Origin of the sequence: Streptomyces sp. NPDC102402, assembly GCF_044765765.1 — a bacterium.
In the GTDB taxonomy this organism is placed as follows: domain Bacteria; phylum Actinomycetota; class Actinomycetes; order Streptomycetales; family Streptomycetaceae; genus Streptomyces.
In genome coordinates, this window is sequence record NZ_JBIWKR010000019.1 from 23,559 (window position 1) to 41,287 (window position 17,729).

Genomic DNA, 17,729 nt, shown 5'->3' on the forward strand with positions numbered 1-17,729 from the left:
GGCCTCGGCGCGCCGGACGGACTCTGCGTCAGGACGCCCAGGCCGAGTACTGCGGCGACCAGAACGGCCGGTACGCCCGCATGAGGCGAAGTCGTGCGTGCTGGTGCTGACTTCGAGGACGGTCATCCTGTCGAACGCTCCGAGATCCTCGTGGCGTGATCGAAGCCACGAGGACCGGAGCGGCCGTCAGGCGTGGGACCACTGCACTCAGGTCTGCCGCGGGGTGTGAGTGCGCAGGGCTTCTGTGAACCACGTGAACACCGGTGCCAGGCTGGGCGGGACGGGCCATCCGTTGATGACGGCCAGCAGATGCCAGTAGCGCTCCGCGCGGGGGTCGCCGGCGATATCCAGGCGTGTCAGCAGCCAGTGGCGCAAGCCGGCGTCGTCGGCGCGGCTGAAGGTTTGCGCGTAGCGGGCGGTGAGGGCGTCGATGATCGGTGCGGCCTCGGCCGAGGCCGGCTCGACGCCGGCATCGAGCGCGCGACCGACGCTGTCGCGGACGGCCTCGGTGAGGTCGTGGTGCAAGCCGGTGACGTCGCCTTGGGCGCGCTCGGCTGCCTGGTACTCGGCCATGCGGCGGACAGCGGCGCGGAAGCCGGGGTCCTGGGTGAGTTCGGCGAGTTCCACCCAGGCGTCGACCTGATGGGGCTCGGGGTCGTCCGGCAGTTCGGGCATGGCCGAGCGAATCATGTCGACGAAGTCGGCGTTGGCCTCGAACCCTCCAAAGGTGTCGTCGATGAAGTCGGTGACGAGGCGTCGGCGTTCGTCGTCGGAGAGCTTGGCAAGCTTGTGCATGAGGTCAATCTCCTCGGGGGTGGAGCCTCTTTTGGCCACCGCTCGCAGCACCGCGCGCCGCAGTCGGAGAGTGCGGATCTGCACCTCCAGGGCGTCGGCGTGTGCAGCCGCGACCTCGGGCACCGAAACCTCGCGGTCCAGCACCTGCCGGATGACAGCAAGGTCGAGCCCCAGGTCACGCAGGGTGCGCACCAGATCCAGACGCGCCAGTGCGCCGATGTCGTAGAGACGGTAGCCAGCCGGGCTGCGGTCCGTCGGCGGCACGATTCCGGTGTCGGAGTAGAACCGAATGGTTTTGACCGTCAGCCCGGTTCTCCGGGCCAGGGCCCCGATCGTGAAGAGCGCGTCGCCGTCCATGCCTGCACCTTCATGCCTCCCCCTACGGGAGACTCAAGCCCAGTCTCCCCCGCTGGTGCCTCCACCCCACCGAGTCGCCGATCCACAGGTCCTGACGATTACTCGTCGAGGCTTCGCACCAGGTCGAAGCGACCCGCTGGAGCACGTCCTCCGGTCATGGGGCCGAAGCCAGGCTTCGCGGGACTCGCTCCACGGCGATAAACATACCGCTTGTACGGTTTACTGCTCTTCACACCTTCCCTCCACCTGTCGACCGGTGGGCGCCAAACATCCGTGAAGACTCCCCAAGAGCAACACGCCGATCGCGGTGCTCCTGTACATTTCGTGCCGCTGTCGCGCCGCCGGCCGGAGCGGCAGTGCCCGCCCCGCGGCGCACATCCGTGGCAGCGCAGGTTTCGGAGACGAGGAGCCCCGGATGGTGTACCCGATACGCACGCAGGTCGTCGTAGTCGGGGGAGGCCCGGTCGGCATGCTGCTCGCCGCCGAACTGGTCAGGTACGGCGTGAAGGTGCTGGTCCTCGAGCGGGAGGCCGCCACCTCGAAGAGGCCCAAGGCGACCACGCTGCACGCCCGCACCGTCCAGACACTGGCCCGCCGGGGGTATCTGCCCGGCCCGGACCCGACCCGGACCACGGGTACGGTCAGCAGCCCGTTCCACTTCGCCGGCATACCGGGACTGCGTATCACCGCGCCCGCGGCCGAGCCCGAACCGGTCCTCAAGCGGGCACAAGCCGACATCGAGCAGCTCTTCGAGGGCCGGGCCCGCGCTGCCGGAGCGCGCGTGATGCGTGAGCACCATGTGGTCGGCATCCGCCACCTGCCGGACAAGGTGGCGGTGCTGGCCGAGGGGCCGCAGGGGCCCGCGGTGTGGGAGGCGGACTACGTGGTCGGCGCTGACGGCGCGCGTGGGACGGTGCGCGAGCAGGCGGGCATCCCCTGTGACACGTACGAGGCCTCGCTCTCAGCCATGATGGGCCTCGTCCGCCTGGACGACCCGGACGCTCTGAGCGCCGGATGGCACCGCACCCCGAAGGGGTGGGTCGTCGTCAAGGACGGCACCGACGGCGAGACGCATATCCGTACCGTCAACTTCGCGCAGACCGACGTCGACCGTGGCCGCCGCCCGTCCCTGGACGAACTGCGCGAGGAGGTATCGCGGATCATGGGCCGGGAGATCGTCATGAGCGCACCGCGGTGGCTCAGCCGGTTCAGCGATTACGCGCGACTGGCACGCGGCTACCGGGAGGGACGCGTTCTCCTGGCGGGAGACGCGGCGCACCTGCATTTCCCCATCGGGGGGCAGGGCTTGAGCACCGGGCTCCTCGACGCCCTGAATCTGGGCTGGAAGCTGGCGGCCACCGTGCGGGGGTCGGCGAGCGGGAGTCTGCTGGACTCCTACGAGACCGAGCGCCGGCCCGCCGCCGAACGCGTCATCGACAACGTCCGCGCGCAGGTCGCTCTGATGCACCCGGAGGTACGGCTCGATTCGCTCCGGAGCCTGATGAGCGGGCTCCTCGTCGACGACCGGGGCGGGCCCCATCTCGCAGCGATGATCAGCGGCCAGGACACCGTGCTTCCGGCGCGCTCCCTCAGCCCTTCGCCGTGGGAGGGGAAGTTCCTGCAGAACATCGCCCTGACCACGAGGTCGGGGCCGACGAACGTGATCAGTCTGCTGCAGGAGGGCCGGATGCTGCTGCTCCTCTTCGGCACGGACGCATACGAACAGCACGAAAAGGCCGCGCAGCGGTGGGGATGCCACCTGCGGGTCGTACGAGCCGAACCTGTGGCCGTGGTGCCCTGCGATGCCCTGCTCGTACGGCCGGACGGCTATATCGCCTGGGCCTCGGACGGCGGGGGCCTGGACGAGGCCGTGGCCGAGTACCTGACCGTGGAAGGTGACGTCTGCTCCGCGAGGTGACCGGTCCGGCCCGTGGCGAGACCGGTCGCGGCGGGACTTGTCGTCAGCTCGCGGTGGCGGCCATCGGACGTCGTTCGTCCGTCGGCTGGAGACCGCCGGCTTCTGCGTAGACCGTGGCGCCGCGCCCTGGGCCCATGTCCACCGTCGCGAGCACGGAGGACAGCACGACGTTGGGCAGGATGTGGCGCAGAAGCTGCGAGACGCGCTGGTCCAGGTCCTGGTAGCCGCTGATGATCTGCGACATGGCCTGGACGCCGGCGAAGGAGCCCACCAGGACATCGGCTGTCTCGGAGGCGACGACGTGGGGCAGCAGCTCCGCCCGCGCCTCCTTCAGAAGCCCTCCGAGGACGTCGGCCCAGCGAAGGAAGGGCCCGCTGCGGTCGAGATCGGTCGCCTGCTGGTCGAGTGACAGGCGCACCCCTGCCCTGACCATGGGATCCGTCTGCAAGCGGTAGGCGTGGAGTGCGACGGTGTCGACGATCTCCTGGACCTTGCAGTTGCGGGTGGGGACCACCAGGTGCTGGTCCTGTTCGGCCAGCACGCCCTCGGCCAGGTGGTCCTTGGACTGGAAGTGGAAGTAGAGCGCCCCCTTCGTCACGCTGGCGGTGGCGAGGATCTCAGTGATGGTGGCGGCCTGGTACCCACGCTCCTCGAACACCTTCGCGGCTGCCGCCAGGATGGTCTGGCGCGTACGAACCGCCCGGTCCTGTTTGACCACTGTCTCCCTCCATTCCCGTGTCGCCGGGTCCTGTGGACCCTCATTCCAAAAAAACCGTCAAGTTCGTATCTTACAGAAGCGCGACGCGGCTTGTCAGCTCAGAGCCCCCTCCAGGGAAAAAAGTGGACCGCTTCGTCTGTTCCCATCCGGCGCGAAGACGCCCGCATGCTCCTGCGCCCACGTGCGGAACGATCTCGGCTGACTGCCCGTCACCGCCCGGACAGTGTCCAGCACCTGCGCCTTGGCTCCTGCCTTCTGGCGCAGCGCACTGTCCAGCAGTGCGTCGACCACGGGTCCCGGGTACCGCCGCAGCAGTGCCACTCGCGCCTGGTGCGGTTCCAGCTCCTCGAAACGCAGTCGGCGGCCTATCACCTCTGCGAGCTGTTCGGTCTGTTCGACGGCGGTGAGCGGCTGCGGCCCGGTCAGGGTGTACACCCGCCCGACGTGGCAGTCCTCGGTGAGTGCGAGCGCCGCCGCGTCGGCGATGTCCTGCGGGTGCACACAGGCGTTGGGAGTGTGTCCGTACAGCGTGCGGACCACGCCCTCGGTGCGGACGGAGGAGCCCCATGACATGGCGTTGGACATGAAGGCGCGGGGGCGCAGCAGTGTCCAGCCGAGCCCGGAGGAGGTCAGTGCCGTTTCGCAGTCGCGCTGCCACCTGGTGATGAGGTCTTGTGCCTGGAGATCGGCGACGGCGGCCGCCGACAGCTTCACCACCTGCCGGACGCCGGCTTCGCGAGCGGTTCGCAGGAACACGGCGTCGTCGTCCCCGCCCACCCGGTTGGTCACCAGCAGAGCCCTGTGCACGCCTGTGAGCGCCCGTCTGAGACTGAGGGGGTCGCCGTAGTCCGCGCGTACCACCTCCACGTTCCGGTGCGGGACGGCGACCCGGGAGGGGTCTCTGGCCAGGACGCGGACCGCGTGGCCGACGGGCAGTCGCCTGAGGGTCAGCCGCCCCACCGTTCCCGTTGCTCCCGTCACAAGGATCATCCGTCCTCCTGGATACGAGTCGCCTGTGCAGGGTGGAGGGTGCTTCGCTACATCTGGACGCTGCGGGCGGTGACGGTGCCGCTGAAGAGGGGTGCGATGGCGGCCTGCCTGGCGGCCTCCACGCGGACCGTTCCCGGGACGCGATCCAGCGGGTGGCCGAACAGGACCGAAGGGCGCGTGGCTGTTACCGGTCGCCGACGGTCCGCTTCTCCCGGCGGTGAGAGCAGTAGGTCTGTGGGCGACGTCCGTCCCACGCTCCGCGGGGAGACGATCGGTGGCCGAGCGGCACAGTGGACTCCGCACAGGAACCAACCAGCTCGGCGGATTGTTTCCACGGCCATCAGTGGGCTGCGGCGAGCGCCGTCGACCGGAGTGAAGGAGCTGTGACCCCGGCGCCGTTGGGCCTTGCCCGTGAAACGGGTGCCCTCACGCCGCTCCCGTCCGGTGAGCAGGACCTCCGGTGCAGCGGCGCCGTGCCCTAACTCCTTGGGCACCGTGGAAGTGAGTGGACCATAGCCGGACAGGAAGGGCGAAGCGTGCGGGCCGCCCGATCGCGGCCGGCCGGCCGGGATCGCGCACCGGAACGTGTCGAGAGTCGGCATGCATCCCCCAAGGTCGCGGTTGGGTGGGCGGCAGAACACTTCGCACCGTCGCCGCGACCAAAGATACGTACCACCCGGTTTTATTTCTAGACCGCTTCGACCAAAGCGCGGCACGAGATGTGGAGGTATGTCTTCCGCCCAGGTCTCGGCCGGGCCGCCGGCAGCCGAAGGAACGCGCCCGCGCCGCCAAGGCTTTCCTGCCGGCAGACCCCCGCGCTCGTGAGCGAACCGAGTCCCCTGGTCCGACAGCGTCCGAGACCGCAGGCGCCTCGAGGCTGCCCCCTGTGTCCCGCAGGACGCCAAGGGCGAAGGCTGCGTGGTGCACCTGGCCGGAAGCCGCGTTCCGTCGGGCAGTTCAGCGCATTCGAACCCGCACCGGAAAACCGGTGCCGCGTTCCTTTCCGGTGCGGCGCGCAGCCGCGGACCGAGGTGAGGGTGGCGACCAAGACGGCCGCTGCGGCGATGACACCCGGGAACAGCGTCGAGGGCTGGAGGCGGACGCTCCTCCTGTCCCGGCGGCTCGAGGTGCGCGGGGCTGCGCACCGGAACCCTCCGCCTCCGCCCGCCACGTCGCCGGGCGAACCTCAGAGGGCGATCGGCGGAACTCCGAGGGGTCGCCGGTGCCGCCTGGTGTGTGCGCCGGCCCACCGCGGGCCCGGACCTCCGTGAAGCCCTCGATCACGAACTGCTGCCGAAGGGCGTCGGAGGCGAGGCCCCGGAACCCCGGCGGAGCCGCTCCAGGACCGTGCCTCCCGAGGCAGGCAGCAGGTCCTACAGACTGCGGGCGGTGATATCGCCCTTGGAGGTAGTGGCGTGGATGTCCAGTGTGGCCGTGCCGTCGTTCCTCAGGTCGTTCCCGACACGGCCGTAGGTGGTACCGGCGTCCAACGAGGCAGAGACCCCACGAGCCGCACCGACCGAGATGTCACCCTGCTGAGTGCGCAGCACGACCACTCCGCCCAGGGCCTCGGCAATCCGGATATCGCCCCTCCCCGTACTGATCTCCGCGGAACCTCCCAGCCGGCCGACCTCGACAGACCCGTCGACCACCGCAAGACGGACGCTCCCCGCCTCATCGATCTTGACCCGTCGGTAGGCACCCTCGAAGTCGATCTCCCCGAACCGCCCGACGCCCCGGAACTCAGTGGCATCGGCCCTCCCCTCGATCCGGGAACCGGCGGGAAGCCTCACGGTCACCTCGACGGCACCCGAAGGACCGAAACGCTGATGCCGCGTCGGGACCCCGACCCGCAGAACACCGGCGTCGAACTCCACCACAACCCGCTCCACGACCTTGACGTCACGGCTTTTCGCGGGGTTCATCGGCAGGATCTCGACCACGGTGTCGGTCCGGGTCGCGGCGATGACCTGGACCCGCCCCGTGGGGACGTCGAAGACGGCGGCGATCGGGGCGGGGGTGTCGAACTTCTGCATGGCGCTCTCCCGACGGCATAAGGTTTCGTATGAGGGAAAGGCTACGTTGCGTTCGACCGTGCGACAATGAAGTGATTGCGCATGAGTGACGTTTGCACAGTTCAGGGTCACAAAGTCATTGCACTGAACGTGAGCTTAAAGCAACAGCGAACCATCTACTGTTGCAATGAGATGCCACTTAACGCTACGCTGAAGATCACAGGGAACGAAGGAGGCCGCGGTGCCGGGAGGCAGGCTCACCCAGGAGGACCGCCAGCAGATCGCGCTGGGACTGGCCGACGGCCTCGCCTACGCGGAGATCGCCAGGGCGCTCGGCCGTCCGACCTCGACGATCACGCGCGAGGTGATGCGCAACGGCGGCCCGGTCGGATACCGGGCGGACCTGGCCCACCGCGCCACGGAACAGCGCACCCACCGGCGCAGGCCCGTCCCGCCCCGGGGCGGGACGCCGGCTCACCAGCCGCGCGGGGGCGACACCGAGGCCTTGCGGGCGTACGAAGAACTGTTCACCACCGTCATGATGCAGGCGGGCATGCCCAAGATGATGGCCCGCGTGATGGTCGCCCTCCTCATGACCGACTCCGGCAGCCTGACGGCGTCCGAGCTCGCCCAGCGCCTCCAGGTCAGCCCCGCGACCGTCTCCAAGTCGATCGCCTTCCTGGAGAGCCAGACCCTGGTCCGCAGGGAGCGCGACGAACGCCGCCGCGAGCGCTACGTCGTCGACGACGACCTCTGGTACCAGTCCATGATCGCCAGCGTCCGGTCCCTCGTCCAGCAGGTCGAGGTCTCACGGCAGGGCGTCGACGTCCTCGGCCCCGGCACCCCCGCCGCGGTCCGTCTGGAGAACGTCGCCCGCTTCCTCGACTTCGTCGCCGAGAGCCTCGCCCGCGCCGCGGAACAGGCCCGCGAGGTCCTGTTCACAGAGGCCGGGACGCCTCCGGAAGACACCGCCGCACCGGGCGTCGGCCACGGCTAGAGCTGCGGGCCCCCGGTCCAGCCGGTGCGGGGCCCCGCACCGGCGGAACGCCCACGGGACCCAGGCACCCGGCGGAACGCCCACGGGACCCAGGCACCCGGCGGAACGCCCACGGGACCCAGGCACCCGGCGGGACGCCTACGAGGCCCAGGCGCCCGGCGCGATGAAGGACGGCTCACGGCGCAGTCTGCGCACCGGTGCCCGCGGAACCGGTGCCCGCGGCACGGGCCGCACCTCCTGCTGGAACCGGATCCGCGCGATGAGGAGGGCTGCCAGCGTCGCGACCTCCTCCGCCGTCGGGCTGCCCCTGACGATACGGATCGAGGCCGCCAGCGCCAGAGCGGACGCGTCGGCGTCGGGAACGGCCACGGGGCCGGCGGGGTCCTGGACGGGGCCGGTCACAGCGGAAGGTTCCCGTGCTTGCGGCTCGGCTGCTGCGCGTGCTTGGTGCGCAGCATGCCGAGGGCGGAGATGAGCCGGGAGCGGGTCTCGGCCGGGTCGATGACGTCGTCGACAAGGCCTCGTTCGGCCGCGTAGTAGGGATGCATCAGCTCGGTCCGGTACTCCTTGATCTTCTGTTCACGGGCTCTCTCCGGGTCGTCGGAGGCGGCGATCTCGCGGCGGAAGACGACGTTGGCCGCGCCCTCCGCGCCCATCACGGCGATCTCGTTCGACGGCCAGGCCAGGGCCACGTCCGCGCCGATGGAGCGCGAGTCCATGACGATGTAGGCGCCGCCGTACGCCTTGCGCAGGATCAGGGAGATCCGGGGCACGGTCGCGTCGCAGTACGCGTACAGCAGCTTGGCGCCGTGCCGGATGATGCCGTCGTGCTCCTGGTCGACACCGGGCAGGAAGCCGGGTACGTCGACCAGGGTGACGAGCGGGATGCTGAAGGAGTCGCAGAACTGCACGAAGCGGGCGGCCTTCTCGGACGCGTGGATGTCCAGGACACCCGCGAGGTGGGCCGGCTGGTTGGCGACGACGCCGACGACGTGGCCGCCCAGGCGGGTCAGCGCGCAGACGATGTTGGGGGCCCACTGGGCGTGGACCTCGAAGTAGTCCCCGTGGTCGGCGATCTCCTCGATGAGGTCACGGATGTCGTACCCCTGGGAGGGTCTGGCCGGGACCAGGTCCAGGAGGCTCTCGCAGCGGCGGTCCGCCGGGTCGTCGAGGTCGCCGGCGGGGGCGAGTTCGCGGTTGTTGGAGGGCAGCAGGGACAGCAGGTGGCGGACGTCCTCAAGACAGCTGCGCTCGTCGTCGTACGCGAACGCCGCCACGCCCGAGGAGCCGGCGTGGCTGTCGGCGCCGCCCAGGTGCTCCATGGTGACGGCTTCCCCGGTGACGGCCTGGACCACGTCGGGACCGGTGATGAACATCTGCGACGTGCCGCGGACCATGAACACGAAGTCGGTGAGGGCGGGTGAGTACGCCGCGCCGCCCGCGCACGGTCCGAGGACGACGGAGATCTGCGGAATCACCCCGGAGCTGCGGACGTTGCGCCGGAAGATCCCGCCGTAGCCGGCGAGCGCGGTGACGCCCTCCTGGATCCGGGCGCCGGCGCCGTCGCACAGCCCCACGATCGGGGCCCCGGCCGCATCGGCCAGGTCCATCAGCTTGTGGATCTTCTCGGAGTGGGCCTCGCCCAGCGCTCCGCCGAAGATACGGAAGTCGTGGGCGTACGCGAAGACGGTACGGCCCTGGACCATGCCCCAGCCCGTGACCACACCGTCGGTGTACGGCCTCCTGTCCTCCAGACCGAAGCCCTGGGCCCGGTGCCGGCGCAACTGCTCGACCTCGTTGAACGTACCTTCGTCGAACAGGAGGTCGATGCGCTCGCGGGCGGTCAGCTTGCCCTTGGCGTGCTGGGCCGCGGTGGCGCGTTCACTCGGTCCGGCCTCGGCCAGCGCGCGCACGGCGTGCAGTTCCGCGGTGCGCTCGCGCGATGAGGCGGGCCGGGGCTCCTCGCGGCGCGGGGCAGCCGGGGCCGGGGGCCGGAGATCCGGCGCGGGCACGGGCTCCAGTGGCGCTTCCTCGACGATGCTCATACGACCCCTTTCCGGCGCAGAGGCACCGGGTCCGCCCGGTGCCGTACCCACCACCTTCGCCAGAGGCGCTGCACCTGTACTCGACTCCCGCACGGAACCCGGTCGAGTTCCCCGGCGGTCCGGGGACGAAGACGGGCCCGCGCTCGCGGGGCCGAGCCCGCGAACAGCCACGAGGAAGCGCTGGACGAGAGATTTCCAGCCATAAAAAAACCGCTAAGCCGGTTTTTCGGGTCGGCCTTCATGGATCCCGGGTTCGCACGTGGCAGCCCGCCGACACCTCCGACGAGCCCGCGCGAGGTCACCCAGGAACCGAGCGACCCGCCGGCGACCCAGGACTCGCGCGGGGCCCGGCCACCCCTCGATCGCGGCGCTCCGGACCGGCGGCGCACCGACTCCGGCCCCAGGCCGATGGAGCGGGCCGGGAAGCCGCACACAGGGGCCGGGCGGCCCATGGCTCGCCACACCCCAGGAGGGAACAGGTGGCCGAAAAGCGCCCGTTTGCATAAAACCGCGCGCACGGTTTGTTAATCTTCTCGGGCTTGACGTCTCCGACCTGACGGGAGCCCCGCGTCATGACAGCGTCCCTCCGCGCACGGGGCCGCCTCGCGTCCCGGAGGCGTGGCCCGGAGCGGCCGGCGCGGCCACCGGCCGCCGCGGGTCACCCTGTGACCCGGAGCGGCCCCATAGCGTTCACTGTCACGTCATTGCAATCATCGAGACTTCATTCATTGCATTAGCCTTGAGGTCATCGCAATGATTTTCCATCAACCACCTGCAGATTCGCCGATTATTCGCAACGAACCTGTTGCCGCAACCGTGAACGCAACGTAGCTTTTCTCATGTCAGAAACAACAGGGCACCGTCCGGGTGACGACTTCAGGAGCAGACAACATGCAGACCTTCCAGACCCCTGCTGCGATTACCGCCGTCGTCGAGATCCCCGCCGGCCACATCCGTCTCGCCGCCGCCGACCGTGCGGACACCACGGTCGAGGTCCGCCCGGCCCACGCCTCCAGCAGCCGCGACGTGAAGGCGGCGAAGGAGACCACGGTCGCCTTCGCAGACGGTGTCCTGCGCATCGAGTCCCCCGAAGCCAAGAACCAGCTCTTCGGCTCCGGTGGTTCCGTCGAGATCACCGTCCGGCTGCCGGCCGGCTCCCACGTCGAGGCCAAGGCCGCCGCGGCGGACCTGCGGAGCACCGGCCGGCTCGGCGACGTCGCCTTCAGCAGCGCGCAGGGCCCTGTCGAGCTCGACGAGGCAGCGAGTGTCCGGCTGACCCTCCAGGACGGCGACATCACCGTCGGCCGTATGGACGGCTCCGCCGAACTGACCACCGCGCGGGGCGACCTGCGTATCGCCGAGGCACGGGGCAGCCAGGCCGTGCTGACCACCCAGTCCGGCTCCATCACCGTCGGCGTGGCCCCGGGGGTCTCAGCCGCCCTCGACGCAGGCTCCACCCACGGCCGGATCGCCAACTCCCTCCGTAACACCGGAGGCGCCGAAGCCGCTCTCATGATCCGTGCCACCACCTCCCACGGCGACATCACCGCCCACAGCAACTGACCGCGTCCCCAATTCCCGAGGAGCACACGACCATGTCCGACCTGGCGATCGCGGCACACGGCCTGCACAAGTCGTACGGAGAAAAAACCGTCCTCGACGGGATCGACCTGAACGTCCCCACCGGCACCGTCTTCTCCCTGCTCGGACCGAACGGGTCGGGCAAGACGACCACGGTGAAGATCCTGTCCACCCTGATCGGTGCCGACAGCGGCCAGGCCCGCATCGCCGGCCACGACCTGGCCACCGACCCGCAGAAGGTCCGCGCCGCGATCGGCGTCACCGGACAGTTCTCCGCCGTCGACGGCCTGATCACCGGCGAGGAGAACATGCTCCTCATGGCCGACCTCCACCGCCTGTCCAAGTCCGAGGGCCGCCGGACCGCCACCGAACTCCTGGGCCGGTTCGACCTCACCGACGCCGCGAAGAAGCCGGCCTCCACCTACTCCGGCGGCATGAAGCGCCGCCTCGACATCGCCATGACCCTGGTCGGCAACCCCCGGATCATCTTCCTCGACGAGCCCACCACCGGTCTCGACCCGCGCTCCCGCCACGACATGTGGCAGATCGTCCGCGAACTCGTCGGCGGCGGCGCCACCGTCTTCCTCACCACCCAGTACCTGGAGGAGGCGGACCAGCTCGCCGACCGCATCGCCGTCCTCAACAACGGCAAGATCGCCGCCGAGGGCACCGCCGGCGAACTCAAGCGCCTCATCCCGGGCGGGCACGTCCGCCTCCGCTTCACCGACCCCACCGCCTACCGCGGCGCCGCCGACACACTGCGCGACGCGGCCCGGGAGGACGAGTCGCTCTCCCTGCAGCTCCTGAGCGACGGCAGCCAGCGCGACCTGCGGTCCATCCTCGACCGGCTGGACACCGCCGGTATCCAGGCTGACGAACTCACCGTCCACACCCCCGACCTCGACGACGTCTTCTTCGCCCTCACCGGCGCCGACGTCCCCGCCCAGTCGAACCAGCCGAAGGAGGCTGCCCGATGAGTTCCCTGTCCCTCGCCGTGCGCGATTCCACCACGATGCTGCGCCGCAACCTCCTGCACGCCCGCCGCTACCCGTCCCTGACGCTGAACCTGCTGCTCACGCCGATCATGCTGCTTCTGCTCTTCGTCTACATCTTCGGCGACGCGATGGGGTCAGGGCTGGGCGGCGGCGCGGACCGCGACGCGTACATCGCCTACATCGTCCCCGGCGTCCTGCTGATGACGATCGGCTCCACCGTGGTCGGCACGGCCGTGTCCGTCGCGGGCGACATGAACGAGGGCATCATCGCCCGCTTCCGCACCATGGCCATCCACCGCGGGTCCGTGCTCTTCGGCCACGTCGCCGGCAGTGTGCTGCAGGCGATCCTCGCCGTCGTCCTGGTCGGTGCGGTCGGCGTGGCCATCGGCTTCCGCTCCACGGACGCGAGCCTCGTCGAGTGGGTCGCGGCGCTGGGCCTGCTCTCCCTGTTCGCCCTGGCGTTCACCTGGATCGCGGTCGGCATGGGCCTGGGCAGCCCGAACGCGGAGGCCGCCAGCAACAGCGCCATGCCGCTGATCCTGCTGCCGCTGATCTCCAGCGCCTTCGTGCCGATCGACTCGATGCCGGGCTGGTTCCAGCCGATCGCCGAGTACCAGCCGTTCACCCCCGCCATCGAAACCCTGCGCGGCCTCCTGCTCGGCACGGAGATCGGCAACAGCTGGTGGATCGCCCTCGTCTGGTGCGTGGCCCTGACCGCGCTGGGTTACCGCTGGTCGAGGTCGCAGTTCGACCGCGACCCGAAGTAGGCGGTGCGGCCGGGCGGTCCGCCGTCCCGGCCGCACCGGGGGCACCCCGTCCTCGACCGTGTTGCGAGCACGCGTCGAGGGCGGGATAGCATGCTCAGCCGTGAGCTCCGGAACGGGCGCGCACAGACCCCCTACGGAGCACCTGGACCGGCCGCCGGCGCCCACATCCCCCGAGGGCACCGGCGGCCTTCGCCCTGTCCGCGGCCGGCACCGGGATCCGTCCCGGCGGCGAATCCCCGCTCCCTGCCCCGCTCCGCAGGATTCTCGTTCCGCCCCCGGTCGGAGCCAGGGGCGTCCCGAGAGGAATCAGATGAACAGCACGTGGTTCCGGCGCTTCACCAAGCCCCTGGACAGCGGCCCCCGGCTCGTGTGCTTCCCGCACGCGGGGGGCGCCGCGACGGCGTACATGCAGCTGGCACGTGCGCTGTCCGCGGACCTGGACGTGTTGTCCGTGCAGTATCCCGGACGCCAGGACCGTTACGGCGAGGAGCCGTTCACGGCCCTGGCCCCGCTCGTCGAGGCCGTGGCCGCGGAGCTGGCAGGCGAACTGGCCGCCGAACCGCGCCGGCCGTACGCCCTGTTCGGCCACAGCATGGGCGCGCTGGTGGCTTTCGAGACGGCCCGGCTGCTCGCCCGCGGCGACGGCCCCGCCCCCGAGCGGCTGTTCCTGTCCGGGCGGGGCGCTCCCGAGACCCGGCGCAGCCCGCTCGGCCCGTCCTTCGACGACGCCGACGTACTGGCGGAGATACGCAGGCTGAACGGCACCGATCAGGCCATGCTCGACAATCCCGAGGTCATGGAGATGGTGCTGCCGGCGCTGCGGGCCGACTACCGGGCCCTGGGCACGTACAGCTGGGGCGGCGGCGAGCCGCTGTCCGTTCCGGTGACCGCGCTGGTCGGGGGCGGCGACCCGATGGTGACGCTGCCGGACGTGCGGGCCTGGCGGGCCCACACCACCGGGACGTTCGAGCTGAGGGTCTTCGACGGCGGCCACTTCTACCTCAACGACCACCTCGACGGGGTGGCCGAGGCCATCACCGGCGGGCTGCTCTCCCCCACGGGCCGCGCCTGACGGCACCCGGTACGCGGGCCCCGAAGGCCCGGCCGGGCCTCGGCCGTACCGTTCCCGTTGTCAGGATCTGCCCGCCGGGGAGCCCGTACCCCGCACCGCTTCCCGGCGGGCAGATCTGCCTGACGCGGCATCGAGGGGGGCCCTCAGAGGACCGCGCCCTCCTTGGTGCGCCGGCGCAGGGCAGGCCGGCTGGACCGGGTGAGGTCGTTCCACATGTCGGAGAGGCCGATCACGGTGCGGGCCGCGAACAGCCTGCGGATCGTCACCTCCTGCTTGAGCTCCTGGCGGATCAGGCCGACCAGCCGGATCGCCCGCAGCGAGTTCCCGCCGAGGTCGAAGAAGTCCTGGTCGATACCGACCCGGTCCAGTTCGAGCACGTCGGCGAAGGCCGCGGCCAGCACCCGCTCGGTGTCGTTGCGCGGCGCCCTGTACGTCCCGTCCTCGAACTGGGGCTCGGGCAGCGCGGCCCGGTCGACCCGGCCTGCCGGTGTCACCGGCAGGCGGTCCAGCACGGTGAACACCGACGGCACCAGGGACTCCGGGAGCAGGCCGGCGGCGAAGCGGCGGAGTTCGTCGGCGGAGACGTCCCGGCCGGCCGCCGGAACGACGTACGCGGCCAGCCGCTGCGCCCCGGTGCCGTCGTGCCTGACGGCCACGACGGACTGCGCGAGCCCGCTGTGGGTGGACAGCAACTCCTCGGCCTCGGCCAGTTCCACGCGGACGCCGCGGACGTCGGGCCGGGCGTCGGCCCGGCCGACGTGGTCGAGGCTGCCGTCGGCGCTCCATCTCACCCGGTCCCCGGTGCGGTACATGACCGCGCCTGCCGGGCCGAAGGGGCAGGGCACGAACCGCTCGGCGGTCCGCGCCGACCGGCCGGCGTAGCCGCGGGCCACACCGGCGCCCGCCACGTACAGCTCTCCGGGGACGCCGACGGGGACGGGTGCCAGGCCCGGCCCGAGGACATAGAGGGCGGTGTTGTCCAGCGGCCGGCCGGCCGCGCCCGCCCGGTCGGCCGGCCCGCCCGGGGCCAGGCGGTGGCTCGCGGCGAACACAGCTGTCTCCGCGGACCCGTGACCGTTGACGACGGTCAGTCCGGGGCAGGTCTCGCGGACCCGGCGCAGCGCGGCCGCCGGAACGCGGTCGCCACCGGTACGGACCTCGCGCAGACCGGCGAGTGCCTCGGGAGACTCCGCCGCGATGGCCGAGAACAGACCGGCCGGAAGCCACACGACGGTGATGCCGTGGGCGGTCCGCGCCGCGGCCAGGGACGTGGCGTCGAGTACGCCCTGGGGGGCGACGACGATCCGGCCGCCGTGCAGAAGGGGCACCCACACGTCGAGGGGGAGAGCTTCGGAGGTGACGGGGGCGTGCCAGAGCACCGTGCCCGGACCGGACTCCCGCCACTGGCGGTCCAGGGCGAAACTCCGCACGTTGCGGTGGGACAGCGCGGTCATCGTGTCCGGGACGGAGCCATGGGCGAGCGCGAGCAGTCCGTCCTGGTGGAGCGGGGTGACGGACTCGGACGCGTCCGGAGTGCTCCCGGTGTCCTCGGCAAGCAACTCGGCGAGCACCGCGGTGGCGAGATCCGGGGCCGCGGAGCGGGCGCCGGGCCCGTCGGTGAGCAGGAGACCGGCCGAGGCGTCGGAGGTCGCGGAGGCGGTGAGCCCGGCCGGCAGGGCAGGATCCAGCGGCAGGTAGGCACCGCCCGCCTTCGCCACGGCGAGCAGGGCGGTGACCAGGTCCGCCGAACGGGGCAGAGCCACCGCGACGGCCGTATCGGGGCCGACACCACGCCGGCACAGGGCGCGGGCCAGGCGCTCGGATCGCTCGTCGAGCTCACGGTAGGAGAGCGTACGGTCCCCCTCGACCACGGCGACGGCTTCAGGAGCGCGCTCGGCCTGACGGGAGAACAGTTCCGGAACCGTGAGTTCCGGGACCTCCGCGGCGGTGTCGTCCGGGGCGGACAGCAGCTGTTCGCGTTCGGCGCCGGACAGCACGTCGAGGGTGCCGACCGGCCGGTCGGGGTCGGCGATCGCGGCCCGGATGTACGCGATCAGGGACTCCCCGACGAAGCGCAGTTCCGCGCGGTGGTAGAGGTTCGCGGGGGCGTCGAGGCGGATGAAGAGGTCGCTGTCGGCGCTGCCGTCGGTGTAGACGCCGATGGACAGCTCCTCGAAGGTTCCGGTGGTCGCGCCGGAGTAGCACGCCGGGCTGTCGCCGAAGTGGAGTTGCTCCGCGAACTCCACGACGTTGACGACGGTGCCGAAGCTGCCGCGGCTGCTCGGGGCGGTTCCGGCGGCGCGCTGGATGTCGGAGTAGTGGCAGCCGGAGTGGTCGAAGATCTCGTACGTCTCGTCGGCGATCGCCTCGGTGACCTCGGCGAAGGTCGCGCCGAGCGGGACCTTCACGCGGACCGGCACCACGTTGACGGCGAGGCCGGGGGTCCGGGCGGCCACGCCGACCCGGTTGCCGACGGCCAGGGAAAGGAGGAACTCCGGGCGGTCGCAGGAATGGCGGAGGAACACCGCGGCGGCGGCGGTGACCATCTGCGACATCCATACGCCCATGTCCTGGGCCTTCCGGGTCCAGATGTCGGCCTCGGCGCGCGGGACGGTCAGTGTCCGGCTCGCCATGCCGATGGTCTCGGCCACCTCGGACCAGCGGTCGGCGCTGCTCAGCGGTTCGTCGAGCACGGTGCGCAGCGGTTCGGGCAGGTCGAAGCGCGGGATCTGGGCCGGCGCGGGGGCGTCTGCCAGATAGCCGTTCCAGAAGGCGGAGTCCTCGGTGAACTTCTCGGAGGCGAGGTAGCCGACGGCGTCGGCGGCGAAGGACTCGGCGTCCCACCGGTGCGCCGGCGCAGGTATCCGCTCGCCGCGGGACAGGGCCGTGTACACCTCGGCGAGGCGCCGTGAGAGCAGGCCGCCGGCGCCGTAGCCGTCCGAGACGAGATGGTGGTACGCGATCACCAGGAGGGAGCGGTCCGCCGCGAGGGTGACGACGCCGAGCCGGAACAGGAGGTCCTTCTCCAGGTCGAAGGGCCGGCGGACGAGGTCGGCGAGCGCGTCGCGGGCCGCCTGTTCGGGGTCGGCCTCCGCGCTCAGGTCGAGGAAGAAGGGCCGCCAGTCCTCCAGTTCGCGGGGGGCCAGGCGCAGGCCGCCGCCGTCGTCGAAGAACGTGACGCGCAGCACCTCCGCCTCGTCCATGACGTGGAGGAACGCGGACTCCATGGCCGACGCGTCCAGTCCGCCGGCCACGTCCCACATGGTCAGCGCATGGTTCGGCGTGTCGACAGCCATGCGCTGCGCCCGCCACATTCCTTTATGCGCAGATGACGCACCGAACGAACGCACTCAGATCAACCCCTCAGCTAAAGGCCGGAAAATCAGGAGAATTCATGGATCGCCCCCGTCCTCAGCGGGGGTGATCGGCCGTTCAGGACACGTGGGTGCCCGGCAGGGCAGGCCGTGGCCGGGACACTG

The 17,729-nt window shown here is 70.8% G+C and carries 13 protein-coding genes; 6 read left to right on the forward strand and 7 right to left on the reverse strand.

Going from position 1 to position 17,729, the window contains the following annotated elements; all coding sequences use genetic code 11:
* Window positions 1-207: 207 nt before the first annotated feature.
* Window positions 208-1,152 (reverse strand): MerR family transcriptional regulator, encoded by a 945-nt coding sequence (locus ACIRJR_RS33240; RefSeq protein WP_403787714.1) that lies wholly within the window; start codon window positions 1,150-1,152, stop codon window positions 208-210.
* Between the two features lie 415 nt (window positions 1,153-1,567).
* On the opposite strand from ACIRJR_RS33240, the gene ACIRJR_RS33245 reads away from it, so the two are divergent.
* The gene (locus tag ACIRJR_RS33245) at window positions 1,568-3,070 is read left to right on the forward strand and encodes an FAD-dependent monooxygenase (protein WP_403787717.1); all 1,503 of its coding nucleotides are present in this window, start codon (window positions 1,568-1,570) and stop codon (window positions 3,068-3,070) included.
* 43 nt (window positions 3,071-3,113) lie between these two features.
* Here ACIRJR_RS33245 and ACIRJR_RS33250 read toward each other — a convergent pair whose 3' ends face one another.
* The 3 genes from ACIRJR_RS33250 to ACIRJR_RS33260 form a co-directional block, all read right to left on the reverse strand.
* A complete protein-coding gene (locus ACIRJR_RS33250; protein WP_403787720.1) occupies window positions 3,114-3,788 on the reverse strand; it encodes a ScbR family autoregulator-binding transcription factor in 675 nt (224 codons plus the stop codon).
* Between the two features lie 93 nt (window positions 3,789-3,881).
* On the reverse strand, window positions 3,882-4,778 hold the full coding sequence (locus ACIRJR_RS33255; RefSeq protein ID WP_403787723.1) for an NAD(P)H-binding protein: 897 nt from the start codon (window positions 4,776-4,778) through the stop codon (window positions 3,882-3,884).
* Window positions 4,779-6,151: 1,373 nt separating this feature from the next.
* Window positions 6,152-6,814 (reverse strand): hypothetical protein, encoded by a 663-nt coding sequence (locus tag ACIRJR_RS33260; protein WP_403787726.1) that lies wholly within the window; start codon window positions 6,812-6,814, stop codon window positions 6,152-6,154.
* A 220-nt stretch (window positions 6,815-7,034) separates the two neighbouring features.
* Here ACIRJR_RS33260 and ACIRJR_RS33265 point away from each other — a divergent pair, with 220 nt between their 5' ends.
* On the forward strand, window positions 7,035-7,790 hold the full coding sequence (locus ACIRJR_RS33265; RefSeq protein ID WP_403787729.1) for a helix-turn-helix domain-containing protein: 756 nt from the start codon (window positions 7,035-7,037) through the stop codon (window positions 7,788-7,790).
* A 138-nt stretch (window positions 7,791-7,928) separates the two neighbouring features.
* On the opposite strand, the gene ACIRJR_RS33270 is transcribed toward ACIRJR_RS33265, so the two are convergent.
* Window positions 7,929-8,192: an acyl-CoA carboxylase subunit epsilon gene (locus ACIRJR_RS33270; protein ID WP_403787732.1), complete on the reverse strand. Its 264-nt coding sequence runs from the start codon at window positions 8,190-8,192 to the stop codon at window positions 7,929-7,931.
* Window positions 8,189-9,835 (reverse strand): acyl-CoA carboxylase subunit beta, encoded by a 1,647-nt coding sequence (locus tag ACIRJR_RS33275; protein ID WP_403787735.1) that lies wholly within the window; start codon window positions 9,833-9,835, stop codon window positions 8,189-8,191. The genes ACIRJR_RS33270 and ACIRJR_RS33275 overlap by 4 nt, the downstream gene beginning before the upstream one ends.
* 891 nt (window positions 9,836-10,726) lie before the next feature.
* On the opposite strand from ACIRJR_RS33275, the gene ACIRJR_RS33280 reads away from it, so the two are divergent.
* The 4 genes from ACIRJR_RS33280 (at window position 10,727) to ACIRJR_RS33295 (ending at window position 14,250) form a co-directional block, all read left to right on the forward strand.
* Window positions 10,727-11,398: a DUF4097 family beta strand repeat-containing protein gene (locus ACIRJR_RS33280; RefSeq protein ID WP_403787738.1), complete on the forward strand. Its 672-nt coding sequence runs from the start codon at window positions 10,727-10,729 to the stop codon at window positions 11,396-11,398.
* 32 nt (window positions 11,399-11,430) lie between these two features.
* Complete coding sequence (locus ACIRJR_RS33285) at window positions 11,431-12,393, forward strand: ATP-binding cassette domain-containing protein (RefSeq protein ID WP_403787742.1); 963 nt, start codon at window positions 11,431-11,433, stop codon at window positions 12,391-12,393.
* Window positions 12,390-13,178, forward strand: coding sequence for an ABC transporter permease (locus ACIRJR_RS33290; RefSeq protein WP_403787745.1), 789 nt, complete (start codon window positions 12,390-12,392; stop codon window positions 13,176-13,178). Before ACIRJR_RS33285 ends, ACIRJR_RS33290 begins: the two co-directional genes overlap by 4 nt.
* A gap of 310 nt (window positions 13,179-13,488) precedes the next feature.
* Window positions 13,489-14,250, forward strand: coding sequence for a thioesterase II family protein (locus ACIRJR_RS33295; RefSeq protein WP_403787748.1), 762 nt, complete (start codon window positions 13,489-13,491; stop codon window positions 14,248-14,250).
* Window positions 14,251-14,393: 143 nt separating this feature from the next.
* On the opposite strand, the gene ACIRJR_RS33300 is transcribed toward ACIRJR_RS33295, so the two are convergent.
* Window positions 14,394-17,600, reverse strand: a complete 3,207-nt coding sequence (locus tag ACIRJR_RS33300; RefSeq protein ID WP_403787751.1) for an AMP-binding protein — start codon at window positions 17,598-17,600, stop codon at window positions 14,394-14,396.
* Window positions 17,601-17,729 lie beyond the last annotated feature (129 nt).